Below are 18,050 nucleotides of genomic sequence, written 5' to 3' on the forward strand. Positions count from 1 at the left end.
TCCACGCAATAATGATCAATCGGTTATAGCATATAATCGAACAATGCACGGATAATCCCGAGCGTCAGTCCAATAAAGGCACCCACGACCACGCCATTGACCCGGATCATGTGTAAATCGCCACCCACTTCATTTTCAATCTTTCCGATCATTTCGCTGGAATCCCATTCGTGAATGCGTTCACTAATGTAGCGAATAATTTTATCGCTGTACTGATCACTAAACACGATGGCCAAGCCAGTCATTTTCTCATTAAGTACCTGACGCACGGCCGCGTTTTGAACCAGATTATGCCCCACCTGCTGAATGGCCTCCTGCAAGTTGTGTGCAATGCCAGAGTCGGCTTTAAGTAAATCGTGCTTCACGGCATCGCATAAAATCACCACGGCACCGCTGATAAAGTTTAAGACCTGTGGACTGTCCAGCAAGGCATCTTTGCCTGCATTGAGGCGCTGGCTGGCATCACTTTGACCATCCGAAAGTTGCAGCATCAGGGTTTGGGTATATTCTTCAATGCCTTGGCGCCACGGATGTTCAGGATCGGCCAGCATCGATTCCACTTTTTCGATCAGTGAATCGATGGTACGTTGTTGTACATCAATTCCAATCCAGCTGGCTCCTTTGGCCAGTTTCCATACCCCCAGCTCTTTAAACAAGGTACGGGTCAGTTCACGGGCTTGTTCTGGGTGCGTCACAATCCATTCATGTGCAAGATCTAGACCACGCTGTAAAACATCTTGATGAAAGTCATTTTCAAGCACCGCACGCAGCATTTCGCTGGCCAGTGCATTGATTTTAGTACTTTTTACCCACTCTACGCTGTTACTCTGAATAAACTGCGCGATTTGCTGCTGCCCTACAAATTCAAATAATTTCGGCACGGTCTGCTGGATCAACTGCACCACTTGGGTATTATTTTTAGGATTTTCAAGCCATTGACCGACTGCCAGGCTCAGGTCGGTCTTGTTCAGGCTTTGCTCGACCACCTGCGGCGACAGAAAGTTTTCCTGTACAAAGCGTCCCATCGACTCGGCAATTCGGGCTTTATTGCGCGGAATAATTTCGGTGTGATCAAGTAAAAACTTGGGAATTGGAATTTTTCCAAAAGGATTACGAAACAGAACTGTGATGGCATACCAGTCTGCGAGCCCACCCACCACGCCCGCTTCGGCACCCAGCATAAAAATATGGATTACCCATGCATATTCAGGGAAGAATTTTGCTGCAATCATCAGCAAAATCCACATCACGACCGCACTGATCAGCGCGATCGTCGCCAGACGTTTGCTACGATGGAGGTTGGGAGAGTGGGTTGTAGACGCTGGCTGCATAGGCTTTGCTTAGTCCTTGGGGTCAGTTTTTGGGCATATTCGGCGCAGCAGCAGGCTGAGGCATAAGCACTTCGCCATTTGGGCCCAAACCATACTTGGCACCCAGTGAGCGAAGAATCAAAGTGGCATCAAAAGCATCTGACGGCGCTGTTTTCTGATCTTTAAAACATGCAATAGTATAAGACACTTCAACAGGATCGAGATTGACCACTTGTGGGGTATCAAAGAACGGATCCGGCCAAAAGGCAGGATGGCGTCGGTAATAACCGTAAGGGTAATACATACTTGGCGATGAATACACCACAGCCTGACGCGGTGGTTTCTGGGCCATATTGCTTGGATCATTCAGCACCTTAAAAAAACGGAAGCCATTTTTGAGTGTTGTTTGCGCAGCCTTGACCAAGGTGATTTCTTCTGCGGCGCCATAACTTACGGAGGAATCCGCTTTAAAGCCAATGCGAAAACTTTGGCTATTTAGCGGATAACTGGAAAATTGCCCCAGTTGATCGAAGGTTCTGGGTTTATGCGGTAAGCTGGCACAGCCGGTAAAAGCCAGACTCGTGGCAAGCAATATCGAAACAGGAAGATATTTCATAACAACCTCCAATAAGGACGAGGCAAAATTAGCCCAGACGCATCAGAAATGACTGCCGGGCTGGGTAAGAAATTCAAGCTCCTCCGCACTGGAGGTGCGCCCCAAAATGGCGTTGCGGTGCGGATAGCGGCCAAATCGATCAATAATCTGCTTATGCTTTTTTTCAAAGCTTAGGTTGGTTTCATTGCCCAAGCGCTGAAACAGTTTGAGCGCAAACTCATGAATGACTTTGGATTCACTGTGCATAAACGGCATATATAAAAATGAGCGCTGCTCTGGGCTTAACTGTGCATCGAGTTTGAGCGCGATCGCCTCTTGTGCAAGGCCCAGCGCGAGTGGATCTTGAGAAAATGCACTGGCGTTGTCACGATAAAGATTGCGTGAAAACTGATCCAGCACAATGATTTCGGCCAGACGGCCTTCTGGTGTGTGTCGCCATGACCAAAGCTCGACGGCACAGGCCTGCCGATGTATTGCCTCAAAACGTGTTCGAATCAGCTGATCAAATGCCAGGTCTTTGGCATACCAAAAATCGGTGTGTTCGGGGGCAAACCAGAAATCCAATACGTCTTGATAATTCATCGAAATTACAGCTCGTTAGCAGATATTCTTCAATAAAATCACAAATCTTGCATGTCTTAAATACTAAGTTTGTGATAAAAAAGTGCCGAAATGAAAATATTCAATTTTTTCGAAATTAGTTTTGCCGCTGCTATGCCCAACATAATTCACGTTATACTAATAACATTATGATTTTGTGTAGTAGTTCTATCATTAGCGAGCATTGTCCATGAGTCAACCCAATTCGACCTCTCAATCTGTAGTGCAAACTTGGGTGGATTCGTCATTATTAAACGGCATGTTGCGGGGCATCGAGCGCGAGAGCTTGCGCATGCAAGGCAACGGCTTTTTATCACAGCAACCCCATCCGCACGGTCTGGGCTCGGCACTGACGCATTCACGCATCACCACCGATTACTCTGAAGCCTTGATGGAGTTTATTACACCGCCCAAAGCCAGTATTGAAGAAGTTTTAAGCGAACTTAAAGACATTCATGCGGTGGTGCATGGGCACCTCGATGAAGGTGAGAAGTTATGGCCACTTTCAATGCCATGTATGCTCGATGATGAAGAAGAACAAATTCCGCTGGCCAATTATGGCACATCCAATATTGGTCGCTTTAAAACGCTGTATCGACGCGGGCTAGGTGTACGCTACGGCCGTCGTATGCAAACCATTTCGGGTGTGCATTACAATCTGTCATTTCCAGACACGTTGTTTGAAGCCTTGCAGGCACATGAAACCGACCACACGCTTCAGCAGATGAACTTGCAAGATTATCGAAGCCATCGCTATTTTGCCCTGATTCGTAATTTTATCCGCCTGACGCCACTGGTAATTTTTTTGGTTGGGGCCAGCCCGTCCGTATGCCGCTGTTTTCTGACTGGACGCGAGCATCATTTACTGCCACTGGTTCGCGGAACATTATATTTACCCGATGCAACCGCATTGAGAATGGGCCGTCTGGGTTATCAAAACTCGGCCCAGAAGAAACTCGGCATTCATTACAACAATCTAAATGGATATTTGGAAGGTTTGCAAAATGCGGTAAAAACGCCGTATGAGGCCTTTAGCGCGCTGGGCTTAAATGATGATCAAGGTAAGCCGATCCAGATTAATGATCATGTGCTGCAAATCGAAAACGAATATTACAGTCTGGTGCGCCCAAAGCAGGTGCCGCAAGGCGGTGAAACGCCATCGGATGCGTTACGCAACCGTGGGGTTGGCTATGTAGAGTTGCGTGCTGTTGATGTCAATCCGTATAGTCCGATCGGAATTGATGAAAACACAGCAGGCTTTTTAGAGGTACTCGCTTTGTATTGCTTGCTTCTGGACAGCCCGCCACTTGAGAGTGATGAGCAAGATATGATTGAGCGTAACCAAACTGAAGTGGTCAATCGGGGTCGCGCGAAAACGGCTCAAATTGAGACCTCTGACGGAGTTTACGCTGTACGTGACTGGGCGCGTCAGCATGTGAATGAAATGCAAGCCTGTGCCGAGTTACTCGATGAAAGCTACCAGACATCGTTGTACAGTGATGCTTTGCGCGTTATGCAGCAGCGCATTGATGACGTGAATCAGTCTTTGTCGGCACACGTGATAAAAGACACCTTGACCCACGGTGGAACATGGAGCTTTGGCAGTGTTTTGGCCGAGCAACATGCAAATATCTATGATCAATATTCGTTAAGTGCTGAAAAACAAGCCTATTTCGAGCAGCTTGCTCAACAGTCACGTCAACAACAGTATCAACTCGAACAAGAATCCTCGCTCAGCTTTGAGGATTATCTTGCTCAATTTCGATAACAATTTTGAGGAATGCGCATGCAGTGGAGTTATCGCTTCGTAAGTGGTGTATTGGTTCTGGCCAGTATTGTCGGCATGTCTTTTGCGCTCTACTTGGAGCATGTAAAAGGACTTGAGCCTTGCCCGCTGTGTATTTTTCAGCGTGTCGGACTGATGGCGATGGGCATCATTGCACTGATCGCATTTTTGCATAATCCAGTTTCGAATGCAGTGAAACGCTTTTATGCCTTCTTGGCATCAGTGGGGATTTTGTGGTCGGTGGGTGTGGCATCGCGTCATGTCTGGTTACAGACGTTGCCACCCGATCAGGTGCCTAGCTGTGGGCCGGGCCTGAACTATTTGCTCGATGCATTGCCACTTAAAACCGTCATGCAGCAAGTGTTACAAGGCTCTGGTGAGTGTGCTGCAATTGACTGGACCTTTCTGGGTCAGTCCTTACCGGTATGGTCTTTGGCGTATTTTGTGCTCATCTTGGCGATCTGCGTGTGGCAGCTTTTACGCCATTACCCGATCTACGCCAAGAAAAAATAAAAATGCAATACACAATCCCGAATGATGTTGCATCATTCGGGATTTTTTTCGAGTTGATTTTAGGTTTCCGCAATGCCATGAAGTGATGGCGTTGAATGCTGAGGAACATTGATCATATGCGTTTGGACACCTGTGGTGACATAATCTTGATGCTCAGGATAAAACCAGCGTGTGATCTGCTCTGCAACACTCGAATGGTACTGAATTTCAAAATGGTTCAGTCCATTAAAAACCGCTTTGTGGGCATCGGGAACTTTTAAATGAAAGCGTGGATTGGGATGTTCGCCCAAAGCACTTTTTACACTGACCAGATAATCTCCAATAATCGACAGGGCCTTGTTTTTAACGTTTTTAAACTCGACTGTGCCCGCAATTAAAAAGGTATTGATATGAGACGGCAGTGGAGCCGGTTTACGATTGTCATCCATGAGCCCAATTCGGGCTTCTAAATGTTCCCAGTCATCATCTCGGACACTGCCATGACGCAAGTCTAAAATCCCGTTGCTGCGAATATTGACCAGATGGCCAATTAACTTCACAAAGGGAAAGCGCCCGAGTCGATCTTGCAATGAAAAACCAAAACGCTCAAGTACCGCGCCGTGGTGAGGCGAGCCAATACAGACCAGATTATCGACCATCTGTATCCAGCGATACATATTTTGCTTGCCATAAAACAGCGCACTGCGCGACACCAGTCCACCCATACTATGACCGATTAAATCAATACTGGTAATGCCCGGATTTCGGTTAATCAGATCTTCAAGTGTATTTGACAGGCTACGGCCATTGGCAGAAATACGCCGACCCGTATTGTAATTGAGATACAACATAAAATTGTTGTCGCGCTGGGCCAGCAGCCGCTCTCCAATGCCGCCAAAATTACGGTTTGACCAATCGGTATGATTCATGCACAGGCCATGCACAAAAATTACCACACGGCCAGCCAGATCACCTTGTTGTAAGGCGCCGTAATGATCATAAAGCACCATCGGAAGTGCCAACGGATTTTGATATTTGAGTAAATAATCGCCGAGCACACCGTTTAATGCACCCACCAAAAAATGCAGCATCGGGGTCAGCGGTTTGTCATGCAAAATTGGAAACTTTTCGATAATACGACGCAAGCTGGGTGCAATAAACATACGGCCATAACGCTGCAGCATGCTGTATGAAAAGGTGTAGATATTCTGAACTTGCGGAATACGCAAAAACCGGCTGGATTGTTGTTCGCTCATCCCCAGCGTATTTTTTAAAATTTCATGATGAATGATTTGCACAATATCATGCACCCCCCACAAGCTGGTGCTCACCAGTTGCGCAAGGCCTTCAAGCACATCCGCTTGACTGGGCGGTGTACGGTCCCATTTGCAATATGTCTCATGAAGTGGAGTTAGACTGGTCATGATTATTTTCCCCGACTCACAAGGCCCGATACTTTATTTTTCATATGCTTCAGGCTATAAAACAGTTTATATGTCATCTTAAGCGCTATACAGTGCAATGTTTCAACATACTGATGAATGGCGCGTAGAGAGATGTTTTTTGTCTGACAATCGCGTATTGCAACAAAAAACCTATATAGCCTTACCGTTTTTACTCATTATACGTGGTTCGCCGTGATGAATCTGATCTACTTACATGGCTTTAGAAGCAGCCCGCAGTCCATCAAGGGGCAGCAGCTCAAGCAATTTGCCGAGAACGATCCAGAGGTATCTGTACATTTACCCGATCTAAATCTGCCGCCGCTTCAGGTCATGCAAAAACTTGATCAATTGGTTGAATCACTTCCTGATGTCGCGCTGGTCGGCAGTAGTCTGGGCGGCTTTTATGCGACTCAACTTGTCGCAAAATATCATCTGCCTGCTGTGCTCATTAATCCGGCCATGCGACCATGGCAACTGTTTCGCGAGCTGTTTGCAGATGAAGCCTTGCCGTATACCGTGGCAGCTGGCTGGACGCTTGATCATCAGCAACTGATTGAACTTGAACAGATCGCGGTCGCTCAACTCGAGGTTGCCGACAAAATACTCGTGCTGTTACAACAGGGCGACGAAGTTTTGGATTATCGCGAAGCACAGCGCTATTATACTCAGTCATCGCCTGTATCCTTGATTTTCACGGATGCACATGGTAACCATGCCATGGAAGATTTTGAAAAAAAACTGCCATTTATTCTGGCATTTTTGTCCTATTCGCTAAAATAAAGGAAGTCCCCCAACGTGTCACAATATACGGCTCAGTCACTTGAAGTTTTGTCAGGTTTAGATCCGGTTCGTCGTCGTCCCGGTATGTATACCGATACAACACGACCAAACCATCTGGCGCAGGAAGTGATTGACAATGCTGTCGATGAAGCATTGGCCGGGCACGCCAACAAAATCCGCGTCACCGTGTATCAAGATGGCTCGTTATCGGTCGAAGATAACGGCCGAGGTATGCCGGTGGATATCCATCCGGAATATGGCCAAAGCGGTATCGAGATTATTTTGACCAAGCTGCACGCTGGGGGGAAATTTAGCACGGATAATTATCAGTTTTCTGGTGGATTACACGGTGTGGGCATTTCTGTGGTCAATGCCTTGTCGAGCCGGGTAGAGGTCGATGTTCAGCGTCAGGGCAACCTGTATAAAATGGTATTTGAACACGGTGAACCGACTGGCCCTTTAGCGGTACAGACGGGTAAAGCACCGAAACGTGCCTCCGGAACCACGGTTCGATTCTGGCCAGAAGCCAAATATTTTGATTCACCTAAATTTGCACTGAAAGCACTCAAGCACAATTTAAAGGCCAAAGCTGTTTTGGCAGCCGGCTTACAAATTATTTATGAGGATCAAATCAATAACGAAACCATCGAATGGCAATTCGAAAATGGTTTGGTCGATTATCTCATGGACGAACTCGAAGATCGTGAGATTTTACCCGCACCAGCTTTTTTAAGTAGCGGACAGGCAGAGCGTGCCAGCTGTGAATTTGCCATTTGCTGGAATGTTGATGGTGGCGAGCAGATTCAGGAAAGTTATGTCAACCTCATTCCAACGGCGCAAGGCGGTACGCATGTCAATGGTTTACGCTCTGGCGTGACAGAAGCCTTGCGTGAGTTTTGTGAGCTACGTAACTTGTTGCCACGTAATCTTAAACTCTCGGCCGAAGATGTTTGGGATGGCGTGAATTTTATTTTGTCGCTTAAGTTTCAAGAGCCGCAATTTTCTGGCCAAACCAAAGAGCGTTTATCGAGCCGTGAAGCCTCGGGAATTGTACTCAATATTGCCAAAGATGCCTTTGCGCTGTGGCTGAATCAGCATGCCGAAATTGCCATGCAACTGGCGGAAATGGCCATTTCCAAAGCAGGGCGCCGTTTAAAAGCCGCAAAAAAAGTTGAGCGTAAAAAAATAGTCTCAGGGCCGGCATTGCCCGGCAAACTGGCCGACTGTGTGGGCCAAACCCGAGAAGAATCTGAGCTGTTTATTGTCGAAGGTGACTCAGCTGGGGGCAGTGCCAAGCAGGCGCGAGATAAAAACTTTCAGGCCATCATGCCGATTCGCGGCAAAATTTTAAATACGTGGGAAGTGTCGTCAGATGAGGTACTGGCCTCACAGGAAGTGCACGATATTGCGATTGCCATTGGTGTCGATCCGGGCAGTGATGATTTATCAGAACTGCGCTACGGTAAGGTTTGTATTCTGGCCGATGCAGACTCGGATGGTTTGCATATTGCCACTTTGCTGTGTGCTTTGTTTGTGAAGCATTTTCCAGCTTTGGTCGAAGAAGGGCATTTGTATGTGGCCATGCCGCCTTTGTTTCGAATCGATGCCGGAAAGGATGTATTTTATGCCTTGGACGATGAAGAACTTGATTCAATCCTGAGCAAGTTAAAAACCAAAAATCCGCAAATTACCCGATTTAAGGGCTTGGGTGAAATGAACGCCGCTCAGCTGCGTGAAACCACCATGGACCCAGATACGCGCAGACTGGTTCAGCTGGATCTGGATGATGCACATATGACCGCGGGTTTACTCGACAAGTTACTGGCCAAGAAGCGCTCAGCCGACCGTAAGCACTGGTTAGAACAAAAAGGCAACTTGGCTGATATTGCTGTTTAATAGAAAAAACCCTGTTTGAAAACAGGGTTTTTTTATAGAACAATTTAAGTCTACAAATACTGAGTGACGAAGTACAGCGCGAGCGGAACAGTCACGACGGAAAGTACGGTGCTGAGCATCACCGAAGTGGCAGCTTTTTCTGGATGTAAACCTAAATTATTTGAAATCACCACCACATTGGCGGCCATAGGTGTTGCCACCATTAAGGCAATCACTTGTAGCACTAAAATATCAGTCGGAAAAATGAGATAGAAAATGACAAAACCCACCACCGGATACACGATATGTTTCCAGAAAATTGATAAAATTGAATAGAGCCAGTCAAATTCGATCTTGGTGAATTTCGCGATGGTGATTCCAATCGTCATCATTCCTAAAACACTATAAGCGCCTTTAAAATTACTTAAAAATGATGACACGATCGGATTAAGATTCAGATCGAGATATTTAAATAATATACCCAATATCGCCGCATAAATAATTGGCATTTTGATGACTTTGATCAAACTTTCTCGATACGTACTGTTGCCTTTTGCCGTAATAAAATAGCCAACTGTAAATTCATATAAATTGATGCCAATAATAATAAATATGGCAATCGCGATTTGTGTTGGATCAAAAATTGCCAAAACCAGAGGCAAGGCAAAATAACCCGTATTTCCTGTTCCTGCGGCAAAACCAAATAAATGGACACGACTGTCTTTCCAGAAGAGTCGCGCGAATATCAGCCCCAGCATGGCCATAAAAGAAGCCAATAAGAAAGCACCAGCAGAATATTTTAAATAGCGCCAGTTGGCTGGTGACTCAGTAATGGCGTAAAAAATAACAAATGGCGAAATTACATAGACTAAGAGTGCCGCAATATCTTTAGAATCTAACTTAAACCTTTTACCAACGCCCCAACCAATTCCGGAAATAAAAAGCAGTAAAAATGCACGTAAAAAAACTTCAATGACCATAACTTAAACTCGACAGACCCTAATTTTTATTAAGGATTTTTTTAATCGTAATAAAATTTTAAAAATTATAGGGTTAAGTAAATATTTATACAAGTCTGTCTATTTTCGCATTAACGCATCATTGTGTATGGGTATTTCCGTATTTTGAAGTTATGGCGAGCCTTTGCTGGTTTTTTGATTTAAGTCCGACTCAACTTTTTGATAGATGCCATCGGCAAATACGTTGTGACCAAAGCCACATGCGGAGTCACTTTCACTTTGTTTGATGGTAATAAACTGACCAATTTTGGTATCTGCATTAAATGCTAAATCGATTTTACAGTCTTGATAACGGTACTGTGCCTGTTTTTGACTCAGCGGCATTTGAATCGTGAAGTTACCCATATTGGGGCCATAAATCAGACCGCGTAAACCAAAATAATAACCTTGGAAATCGATTTGATAGCTTTTGGCTTTTTTGCTGACAAAAACGTAATTCCATTGCCCGAAACCATTTGGTCGTACATAGGTGCCGTCAAGGCTGCTAGAAATCGCAGGTGGAGGCAACTGTTTTAAATTAAAACGACTGGTATCTGTCGTGCCATCGCGCAAGAACCATGCACGCGCCCAGAGCGGCTGTCCATTTTTGGCATAACTGAGCCCCACATTATTGTTGGCCAGATCCATATCGCGTGCAGTCAATTTAGAGCCACTTTCTTCCTGATTTAAAATACAAAAATGTGTCCATGACGCCTGTAATTCAAACTGATCGATCGCTTTGGCATAGTCACGCTGATCGTAATATTTTTTCCCTAGCTGTGCATAGGGTTTAATCTTGGCGCAGCCTTGCTTAAGTTCTTGTTCATATGAAATTTCGGCAGCACTAATTTGTGCGATTGCAGTGCCTAAAAGTAATACACTCAATTTAAAAAATGTCGTCATTGGTCTTGTTCTGTTTTCATGTCATACACGCTATGTTAGCGAAGTTTAGCGCAATATAAAATCAAAAGCCCCGACGAATCGGGGCCAATGCGTAGCGAAACTTTATATCATTTCTTGGATGCAAACAGGTTGCTCAAATCGATACACATCACAATTGTGGCCTGTACCAATCCGATCAATCACGGCAAAGTCGCTGGGTGCTTCAAGTGTCAGTAATGGATGATGCCATGTGCCAGCACGATAATTCACCCCCTGACTGCCATCAGACACAAACGCATGAATCTGATCAAGATCTGGTTGATCGGGATGCGTCTTTGAGGCCAAGGCGACCACAATCAGAAACTTCTGACCCTGCATCGGAATAAATGCTTGCGAACCCGCAGGATGTCGCTCAAGCATCTCGATCTGAAATGGCACAGCAGTGGCTTTAATATTTCGAAAAATACTAATACCAGCTTTGGCATCACCCTGAATTTCCGTTTCAACAATGGCATGATAGCGCTCGGTATGCGCATCGTTAATGTGAAAAAAGGCATGCCCTGTACAGCTGATCACCTCGCCAAAGGCCTGAAAGTTTTCAACAGTGAGTGGCTGAATCTGAATGTTTCGTTGCGGCATAATGAATTCTCGGTTTAGACCAGTTTGCCCCATAGACGAATACGGCTAATGCCACCATCTGGAATCATATTCACGCGAATATGAGAAATTTTTTCGTGTGCCAAAATTTCATTGATATACGCATGGATATGATCCATCTGCATATCTTGCGCTTCTAGAAGGAATGGCCAGAACATGCTTTGCGGAATTAACTGTGGGTCGGTTGCATTTTCAATATAAATGGCTTGGATTGATACTTGCGCAGGGTAATTCCCTTTAAAGTGTGCCGTATCGATCTCAATTTTGTCGATTTTTCCTGCTTTGCCCAGTGCCAGTACGCACCAGTCAAATCCTGGTGCACGGCGACGTTTGGTTTCCCAGCCATCACCCATGTTTACACCACGGCCCGGATTAATCAAATTACGCGGATGACCAAAATGTGCGTCGCTATAGGCAATGACGCGGCCACCATTTTGTAACGCCAGTAAATCTAAGGTTTGGTCTGTATCTGTGGTCTGAATCTGGACCTCACCATAGACACGTAAACGTGCTACACCACCATCTGGGAAAATATTTAGTCGAATATGCGTGAAAATACCGTCTTGATTCACATCAAAAACATGATGCTGGCTTGGCCCTAAAATCGAATTGCCCAAAAGTGGTTGCCACTTTGCGTGTGCAGTGTCTCCATTTGGTGCATAGCAGCCCTCTAATGAGGCAGATGCCGGGTAATTGCCAGTAAAAAAAGTGGTGTCAATATCGACAGCCTGAATCGTGCCTGCAACACCAAGTTTCACAATGCACCAATCATAACCAGCATGACGTTTACGACGGGTTTCCCATCCATCCATCCATTTTCCGTTGTCGTCAAACTTGTCTTCGACAAAGATTGGTGCTTCAAATTGCAGCATCCGCTTTGCCTCAGCAAAAAAATCATCTGAACATTCAACAATTTGAGCGCCAATTCTGGTATCTGCCAGATTGGTTAGCGAATGTAGTGCTGATGGGAGTTCAAATGCTGGTGCAAGAAGCGTGGCCATTGTATATTTCCGTTATAAGTAATTAATCAAGATCAACTTGACGTAAGTTGATGTGTCTTTTTAACTCAGAATGACACAAAAATGCATCATCATCGTGCTTTGTTATGCAGGGTATATGCCAATTCTAATAATCTGGTGCATTTCCCTACACGTGGCATGGATTTGGCTTAAGACAATATAAGATAAAAGTGTCGTAAAAATAAGGAGTAACACATGAATGTGGTCATTATTGGTGCAGGTATGGGCGGCTTAACGACAGGTATTGCCTTAAAAAAGTTTGGTCACCAAGTCCGCATTTATGAGCAAGCGGAGCAAATTCTTCCGGTTGGTGCTGCCATTTCCCTCTGGTCCAATGGCGTCAAATGCCTGAATTATCTCGGTTTGGCCGATAAAATTGCGCGACTCGGCGGGCAGATGGATCATCTGGCTTATGTGGATGGCCTGAGCGGCGAAGTGATGACCGAATTCAGTTTGCAGCCTTTAATTGAAGAGGTGGGTCAGCGCCCTTATCCGGTTTCTCGTGCCGAACTGCAAGCCATGCTGATGGATGAATTTGGACACGATGATATTCATTTGGGTAAGCGCATGATGTCCTTGAAAGAAGTTGAACAAGGGGTCGAAATCCACTTTGCCGATGGTAGCAGCACGCATGCCGATATACTGGTGGGCGCTGATGGAACGCATTCAATTACCCGTGCTTACGTTTTGGGTGAGCAGGTCGAGCGCCGTTATGCCGGTTATGTCAACTGGAACGGTCTGGTCGAGATTTCTGAAGATTTGGCTGGCCCACATCATTGGACCACCTATGTGGGCGAAGGTAAACGTGCTTCACTCATGCCTGTGGCCAATGGTCGCTTTTATTTCTTTTTAGATGTGCCATTAGCTGCGGGTCTGGAAAATGACAGATCTACTTATAAAGAGCAATTAAAAGGATATTTCTCAGGCTGGTGTCCGCAAGTGCAAACCCTGATTGAGCGCTTAGATCCGCAAAAAACCAATCGGGTCGAAATTTGTGATATCGAGCCGTTTGCACAGTTCTACAAAGGTCGCGTGGTTTTAGTAGGCGATGCTGCGCACAGCACCACGCCGGATATCGGGCAAGGTGGCTGTCAGGCGATGGAAGATGCGATTTATCTGGCACGTTCACTGCAAATCAATACTTTAAGTATAGAAGACGCGCTGAAACGTTATCAGGAGAAGCGCAACCAACGCGCCAATGAAATGGTACTTCGGGCCCGTAAACGCTGTGATGTGACGCATATGAAAGATGAAGCTGTGACCCATGCATGGTATGCAGAATTGCGTCAGGAAAAAGGGTTGCACATTATGAATGGCATTATTGGCAATATTGTCGGAAATCCGCTGGATTAAAGCCTTTAGAGGTCTAGATGAGTTGGCATCGGGATACATGGCGTATCCCGATGTTAATATTTTAAAAGTGGTATTTGACCAAGGCACTGACGTTATGCTCGTCGAAACCTTTTAAGCCAAATTTGTTATTCCAGATGGAATGCTCAATACCTAAATACAAACGTGTGTCTGGTGAAATATGTTTGCCCACGTTCCATTTGTACTGCGTGGTCCAGTTTAATTCGCTGGCATGATCGCCTTCAGCGGTTGACCAGTCCATGAATCCGTCTACCAAGAACTCTTCCTGCGCAACTTTAAATGGCAGCGCATAGACCGCTGTCATCTGGTAGTCATCGTCGGTTTTTTCGTTGTTGGCACGGTAAAAGTTCAGTGCAAAATACTGAAAATACGGTACGTTTAGGTCGACCGCGAAGCCGTAAAGGAAGTTGTCAAAGTTATTGCCATTGGCACTGTTGCTTTCCCATGTGGTCGACACCAACACATCTTTGATTGGCCCATAGGCAAAGGAATGCCCAGTAATTTCACCTAAGCTAAAACGAGGTGATAGCTCGAAGTAGGTACTTTTATAATCGTCGCTGCCACGCATGCGATCCATAAAAAAGAACACATCGGCATATTTCACTTTGGCTGCATATTCAAGCGTAATGGTGGTTTCCTTTTTATCCACCACTTCGTAATTTTCCCCGTAAAGTCCTGTCACACTAAAATCTTGCCAGATCGGTTTCGCATATAGTGCGGCGCTGCCAGTCATCATCAATGCGGCACAGGCCAGTTGCGTCAGCTTCATAATTTTTATCCCCATAAAAGCGCGTCAATAATAGCGCGCCGGGGCTAAAATAAAAGCAGAATTTAAACTTTCACTAAAACTCGGCAGTTTATACAAAGCCAGTCCCTTGGCTTTGCAATGATCTGGTTTTAAAGGTGTTCCTCGCGATGATGGCACTGATAAACGAGCGTATCGCAAAAAGGCGTTGTATTAGCTGCCACGATAGGTCGAGTAAGCAAAAGGACTAATTAAAAGTGGCACATGATAATGCTCTTCCGGGTTTTCAATATTGAACTGAATCAATACATTGGGGAAAAAAGTCTTGAGCTGTTTCTGTGCAAAATAAGGGGCTACATCATATTCGAGTAAATAGGCGCCAGCGCTTATTTGCGTTAAACCAAATGCTTTTAAACGGCCATCTTGGTCGGTGCGACCTTGGCCCAGCAGCGTGCGTGTGGTGGCGTCGTAGAGACGGACATCTACATTTTGCGCGGGTTTACCCAGATGCGTATCTAAAATATGCGTGCTGATCATGGCTCAATTCCTTGAGAAAGTCTTAAAAGGGCAATCGCTGCAAGCTGTTCATGCACGATTTGTTTTTCGGTGTCGATATCATGCGACAAACGCTGGTTCAACGCACTGAGCATTTGGTCACTGCTCAAACCTGCGGCCTTGATCAAGAAAATAAAACCAAACTTTTCTTCATAGGCCATATTGCCTTCAAAAAGTGCGCGTTGCGTGGTTTCATCTTGCTTTACCCCCGATTGCTCTGCATCGGAAAATGCAGCTTCGCGCTCAGTCAACGCTTGCTTGGCTTTCTTTTCACCGATACGCGGATGCGTCGCCAGCGCTGCTTCAATATCTTGCCAAGTCCAGCGTTCGGCTTGATTTGCCGCGGTGCTCAGTAGCTCATCACGAGATGAATAGGGACGCTGTTGGCTTAGTGTCTGAGTCCATGATGGAATATGTACACATGCATGCAACACGGTCTTTGCATCGTCGATCGGCGCAGCATTAAATTCAGAAAAACGCACTGTTTTCATCCATATGCAAAAAGGTACTTCCTGATTATGGAGCAATTACAATGCCACTGGGAATAGATATCTCCAAAGCGGAATAATGGAGATATCTATTTAATGATGATGTCTATTTAGATATGTTTTCAGGCGCTTTAAGGTGCCTGATAAGGATGCTGCGTATACCAGTGTTTGGCGATATCGTTACGGCGACAGATCCACACTCGATCATGTGACTGCACATAATCTAAAAAGCGTTGTAGTGCCTTGAAGCGTCCAGGGCGACCTAAAATGCGGCAATGCATGCCGATAGAGAGCATTTTTGGTGCAGTTTCACCTTCAGCATAGAGCACATCAAAGGCATCTTTGAGATATTGAAAAAACTGCTCGCCACTGTTAAAGCCACCCGGTGAGCAGAATTTCATGTCGTTCGATTCAAGCGTGTAAGGGATAATTAAGTGCGGTCGGGTGCTGCCATCGGGTTGGGTCAGCGTGGTCCAAAACGGCAGATCATCGCCATAATAGTCACAATCGTATTGAATCTGTGGGAACTCCGCCAAGAGCTGACGCGTATTGGGGCTATCGCGTCCGGTATACCAACCGATGGGTGTTTCGCCAAAGAGCGCTTCTAATACAGAGAGTGCCTGATCCATATACATGCGCTCAGTCTCAAGATCCATATCTTGATAATGAATCCAGCGCTGCCCATGAGAAACCACATCGTAAGGACTGTTTTTAATCGCGTCTACAATATGCGGATGACGCGCCAAAGCCATACCCACACCAAAAATGGTCATGGGTAGGCCACGTTTTTGAAATTCCTGATGAATCCGCCAAAAGCCTGCACGTGCACCATATTCGTACATCGAATCCATCGACATATGTTTGGACGGGAAGCTTGCTGCACCAATAATGTCCGATAAAAACTGCTCTGAACCGGCATCGCCATGCTCAATATGGTTTTCACCACCTTCTTCGTAGTTAAGTACGAACTGTACGGCAATTTTGGCTTGATTGGGCCAGTTGGCATGCGGTGGCTGGCCATGATAACCGATTAAGTCGCGAGAGTAGGGGGTAGTGTTCAGTTGCTCGATGAGGTCTTGGCCTCTTAAATACGACGCGGTCACAATCATGCATCCTTTTTGATCAAAATGACGAAAAAAATAAAAAAATCAGCTTGCATATTTTTGAGTATAGACGGATATTGAAGTTAGAGAAGATCTTCAAAGACCCAAAAACAACATCTCACAGATGGATAAAAGGAGATAACAAGCCATTACACAATGTTGATATACAACAGCACCAAATTAAAGCATGCTCAAAACGTGCCAATTAAGTTTTGCATAGATTGTTATATAGAATTACAGATATAAAGAGGATGGGATTATGAATATTGAAATCCGCACAGATAAACACATCCAAAGTAGTGAACGTTTAATTGATTATGTTCGTGCAGAACTTTCTAAAGAATTTCAACGTCATTCAGAACGCATTACCCATTTTTCGGTTCATCTGAGCGATGAAAACGGTGAAAAACGTGGTGATGAAGACATTCGCTGTTTAATCGAAGCGCGTCCGGCAGGTTTAAAGCCAATTGCGGTGAGCCATAAAGCAAGAAATGTCGATCTATCAATTCATGGTGCGATTGATAAACTGAAACGTAATCTTGAACATACCTTTGAAAAACTAGAGCCGACACGTGGTGGTCGAGTTGAATTTGCTGACGAAGAATAAGTCAGTCATCAAAAAAAGCCCGAAAGGGCTTTTTTTATGTCATCACAATTTACAGGTATGATTGGACGACTACACGATTCAACAGTAGTATTTTTCTGAGTATGCTTTAATTCGTATCTAATAAATGAAAAAATAACAGCAAACCTTTTTTTATACTCTTTAGCTTTGTGAGATGCTCATGTTAACAGACCAACAAAAAGCCTTTGTTCAGGCCATCGAAGAATTAGACCTTGAACAGGTTAAACGCCTGTTAGCATCAGGTCTCGATCCGAATTTCATCGATCTTGAAAAAGGCCCGCCAATTTCGATTCTGTGTGACGGCTTGTTTCAGTGGTGGGAAAATGTATGCGAAGCCTATGAATCGGGTGAACCACTCACTGAAGAGCAAAAGAAGCAACAGCTTCAAGTGCATCTTGATATTTTAGAAGAACTGATTCAGGCCAAAGCCAATCTGCATTTGTGGGATGCAGAGGAGCTCTATGGTCCGCTATGGGATGCGGCAAGCTCAGCGTGTGTCCCAGTGGTACAGCGTCTGCTTGAAGAGAAGGTTGATCCGAATACGCGTGATGAAGAAGGTCTGACGATCTTGTCATCGATCAGTGATTTATTTTTTGATTGTGACTACGACGAAATTGACTGGTCTGAAGCATTAACAGAAGAAAAACAGACATTGGAGTTACTGCGTCAACATGGCGCCAAAATGTCAAAAGAATTGACTTAA

Annotated in this window: 19 protein-coding genes; 7 read left to right on the forward strand and 12 right to left on the reverse strand. The window is 45.2% G+C overall.

The features are described from left to right. Positions 1–23: 23 nt before the first annotated feature. The 3 genes from KCV09_RS12550 to KCV09_RS12560 are packed head-to-tail and all read right to left on the reverse strand — an operon-like array spanning position 24 to position 2,508. Positions 24–1,331, reverse strand: coding sequence for a DUF445 domain-containing protein (locus tag KCV09_RS12550; protein ID WP_151819965.1), 1,308 nt, complete (start codon positions 1,329–1,331; stop codon positions 24–26). 22 nt (positions 1,332–1,353) lie between these two features. Continuing rightward, positions 1,354–1,926 (reverse strand): CC0125/CC1285 family lipoprotein, encoded by a 573-nt coding sequence (locus KCV09_RS12555; RefSeq protein ID WP_025095631.1) that lies wholly within the window; start codon positions 1,924–1,926, stop codon positions 1,354–1,356. A 42-nt stretch (positions 1,927–1,968) separates the two neighbouring features. Then, complete coding sequence (locus tag KCV09_RS12560; protein WP_212515228.1) at positions 1,969–2,508, reverse strand: DUF924 family protein; 540 nt, start codon at positions 2,506–2,508, stop codon at positions 1,969–1,971. A 208-nt stretch (positions 2,509–2,716) separates the two neighbouring features. Between KCV09_RS12560 and gshA the strand changes: the two genes are divergently transcribed. Both gshA and KCV09_RS12570 read left to right on the forward strand, forming a co-directional pair. Next, the gene (gshA, locus tag KCV09_RS12565) at positions 2,717–4,294 is read left to right on the forward strand and encodes a glutamate--cysteine ligase (RefSeq protein WP_212515229.1); all 1,578 of its coding nucleotides are present in this window, start codon (positions 2,717–2,719) and stop codon (positions 4,292–4,294) included. Positions 4,295–4,312: 18 nt separating this feature from the next. Continuing rightward, positions 4,313–4,825 (forward strand): disulfide bond formation protein B, encoded by a 513-nt coding sequence (locus KCV09_RS12570; RefSeq protein WP_004933803.1) that lies wholly within the window; start codon positions 4,313–4,315, stop codon positions 4,823–4,825. A 59-nt stretch (positions 4,826–4,884) separates the two neighbouring features. Here the strand turns inward: KCV09_RS12570 and KCV09_RS12575 are convergent, their stop codons facing one another. Next, on the reverse strand, positions 4,885–6,228 hold the full coding sequence (locus KCV09_RS12575; protein WP_004933805.1) for a GPI inositol-deacylase: 1,344 nt from the start codon (positions 6,226–6,228) through the stop codon (positions 4,885–4,887). Between the two features lie 216 nt (positions 6,229–6,444). On the opposite strand from KCV09_RS12575, the gene KCV09_RS12580 reads away from it, so the two are divergent. After that, positions 6,445–7,029 (forward strand): YqiA/YcfP family alpha/beta fold hydrolase, encoded by a 585-nt coding sequence (locus KCV09_RS12580; protein ID WP_151816000.1) that lies wholly within the window; start codon positions 6,445–6,447, stop codon positions 7,027–7,029. A 15-nt stretch (positions 7,030–7,044) separates the two neighbouring features. Next, positions 7,045–8,925 (forward strand): DNA topoisomerase IV subunit B, encoded by a 1,881-nt coding sequence (gene parE / locus KCV09_RS12585; protein ID WP_212515230.1) that lies wholly within the window; start codon positions 7,045–7,047, stop codon positions 8,923–8,925. A 50-nt stretch (positions 8,926–8,975) separates the two neighbouring features. On the opposite strand, the gene KCV09_RS12590 is transcribed toward parE, so the two are convergent. The 4 genes from KCV09_RS12590 to alc form a co-directional block, all read right to left on the reverse strand. Continuing rightward, entirely contained in the window at positions 8,976–9,884 is a 909-nt protein-coding gene (locus tag KCV09_RS12590; protein ID WP_004933810.1) for an AEC family transporter, read from the reverse strand. Between the two features lie 150 nt (positions 9,885–10,034). Further along, on the reverse strand, positions 10,035–10,805 hold the full coding sequence (locus tag KCV09_RS12595) for a hypothetical protein (protein WP_212515231.1): 771 nt from the start codon (positions 10,803–10,805) through the stop codon (positions 10,035–10,037). 102 nt (positions 10,806–10,907) lie between these two features. Next, positions 10,908–11,423, reverse strand: a complete 516-nt coding sequence (locus KCV09_RS12600) for an ureidoglycolate lyase (protein ID WP_004933816.1) — start codon at positions 11,421–11,423, stop codon at positions 10,908–10,910. 14 nt (positions 11,424–11,437) lie between these two features. Next, a complete protein-coding gene (gene alc, locus KCV09_RS12605; RefSeq protein ID WP_004933818.1) occupies positions 11,438–12,442 on the reverse strand; it encodes an allantoicase in 1,005 nt (334 codons plus the stop codon). A gap of 213 nt (positions 12,443–12,655) precedes the next feature. On the opposite strand from alc, the gene hpxO reads away from it, so the two are divergent. Next, the gene (gene hpxO / locus KCV09_RS12610) at positions 12,656–13,813 is read left to right on the forward strand and encodes an FAD-dependent urate hydroxylase HpxO (RefSeq protein ID WP_004944763.1); all 1,158 of its coding nucleotides are present in this window, start codon (positions 12,656–12,658) and stop codon (positions 13,811–13,813) included. A 61-nt stretch (positions 13,814–13,874) separates the two neighbouring features. On the opposite strand, the gene KCV09_RS12615 is transcribed toward hpxO, so the two are convergent. From KCV09_RS12615 to puuE, 4 genes are all read right to left on the reverse strand, one after another. After that, positions 13,875–14,600 (reverse strand): outer membrane protein OmpK, encoded by a 726-nt coding sequence (locus KCV09_RS12615; RefSeq protein WP_151796637.1) that lies wholly within the window; start codon positions 14,598–14,600, stop codon positions 13,875–13,877. Between the two features lie 189 nt (positions 14,601–14,789). Next, positions 14,790–15,113: a hydroxyisourate hydrolase gene (gene uraH / locus KCV09_RS12620; RefSeq protein WP_025095621.1), complete on the reverse strand. Its 324-nt coding sequence runs from the start codon at positions 15,111–15,113 to the stop codon at positions 14,790–14,792. Next, positions 15,110–15,613, reverse strand: coding sequence for a 2-oxo-4-hydroxy-4-carboxy-5-ureidoimidazoline decarboxylase (uraD, locus tag KCV09_RS12625; protein ID WP_171063719.1), 504 nt, complete (start codon positions 15,611–15,613; stop codon positions 15,110–15,112). The genes uraH and uraD overlap by 4 nt, the downstream gene beginning before the upstream one ends. A gap of 137 nt (positions 15,614–15,750) precedes the next feature. After that, the gene (gene puuE / locus KCV09_RS12630; protein WP_004933834.1) at positions 15,751–16,722 is read right to left on the reverse strand and encodes an allantoinase PuuE; all 972 of its coding nucleotides are present in this window, start codon (positions 16,720–16,722) and stop codon (positions 15,751–15,753) included. A gap of 259 nt (positions 16,723–16,981) precedes the next feature. On the opposite strand from puuE, the gene KCV09_RS12635 reads away from it, so the two are divergent. Together KCV09_RS12635 and KCV09_RS12640 are read left to right on the forward strand one after the other, a co-directional pair. Next, the gene (locus KCV09_RS12635) at positions 16,982–17,329 is read left to right on the forward strand and encodes an HPF/RaiA family ribosome-associated protein (protein ID WP_004933837.1); all 348 of its coding nucleotides are present in this window, start codon (positions 16,982–16,984) and stop codon (positions 17,327–17,329) included. A gap of 178 nt (positions 17,330–17,507) precedes the next feature. Further along, positions 17,508–18,050 carry an ankyrin repeat domain-containing protein gene (locus KCV09_RS12640; RefSeq protein WP_004933840.1) on the forward strand — a complete coding sequence of 181 codons (543 nt, stop codon included), beginning with the start codon at positions 17,508–17,510 and terminating at the stop codon, positions 18,048–18,050.

The organism is Acinetobacter soli, from assembly GCF_018139125.1.
GTDB lineage: Bacteria > Pseudomonadota > Gammaproteobacteria > Pseudomonadales > Moraxellaceae > Acinetobacter > Acinetobacter soli.

What these genes read in the sequence shown, in the direction of transcription:
- KCV09_RS12550 (WP_151819965.1), bottom strand. Translation starts at nt 1,331, where the DNA reads ATGCAGCCAGCGTCTACAACCCACTCTCCCAACCTCCATCGTAGCAAA.
- KCV09_RS12555 (WP_025095631.1), bottom strand. Translation starts at nt 1,926, where the DNA reads ATGAAATATCTTCCTGTTTCGATATTGCTTGCCACGAGTCTGGCTTTT.
- KCV09_RS12560 (WP_212515228.1), bottom strand. Translation starts at nt 2,508, where the DNA reads ATGAATTATCAAGACGTATTGGATTTCTGGTTTGCCCCCGAACACACC.
- gshA (WP_212515229.1), top strand. Translation starts at nt 2,717, where the DNA reads ATGAGTCAACCCAATTCGACCTCTCAATCTGTAGTGCAAACTTGGGTG.
- KCV09_RS12570 (WP_004933803.1), top strand. Translation starts at nt 4,313, where the DNA reads ATGCAGTGGAGTTATCGCTTCGTAAGTGGTGTATTGGTTCTGGCCAGT.
- KCV09_RS12575 (WP_004933805.1), bottom strand. Translation starts at nt 6,228, where the DNA reads ATGACCAGTCTAACTCCACTTCATGAGACATATTGCAAATGGGACCGT.
- KCV09_RS12580 (WP_151816000.1), top strand. Translation starts at nt 6,445, where the DNA reads ATGAATCTGATCTACTTACATGGCTTTAGAAGCAGCCCGCAGTCCATC.
- KCV09_RS12590 (WP_004933810.1), bottom strand. Translation starts at nt 9,884, where the DNA reads ATGGTCATTGAAGTTTTTTTACGTGCATTTTTACTGCTTTTTATTTCC.
- KCV09_RS12595 (WP_212515231.1), bottom strand. Translation starts at nt 10,805, where the DNA reads ATGACGACATTTTTTAAATTGAGTGTATTACTTTTAGGCACTGCAATC.
- KCV09_RS12600 (WP_004933816.1), bottom strand. Translation starts at nt 11,423, where the DNA reads ATGCCGCAACGAAACATTCAGATTCAGCCACTCACTGTTGAAAACTTT.
- alc (WP_004933818.1), bottom strand. Translation starts at nt 12,442, where the DNA reads ATGGCCACGCTTCTTGCACCAGCATTTGAACTCCCATCAGCACTACAT.
- hpxO (WP_004944763.1), top strand. Translation starts at nt 12,656, where the DNA reads ATGAATGTGGTCATTATTGGTGCAGGTATGGGCGGCTTAACGACAGGT.
- KCV09_RS12615 (WP_151796637.1), bottom strand. Translation starts at nt 14,600, where the DNA reads ATGAAGCTGACGCAACTGGCCTGTGCCGCATTGATGATGACTGGCAGC.
- uraH (WP_025095621.1), bottom strand. Translation starts at nt 15,113, where the DNA reads ATGATCAGCACGCATATTTTAGATACGCATCTGGGTAAACCCGCGCAA.
- KCV09_RS12635 (WP_004933837.1), top strand. Translation starts at nt 16,982, where the DNA reads ATGAATATTGAAATCCGCACAGATAAACACATCCAAAGTAGTGAACGT.
- KCV09_RS12640 (WP_004933840.1), top strand. Translation starts at nt 17,508, where the DNA reads ATGTTAACAGACCAACAAAAAGCCTTTGTTCAGGCCATCGAAGAATTA.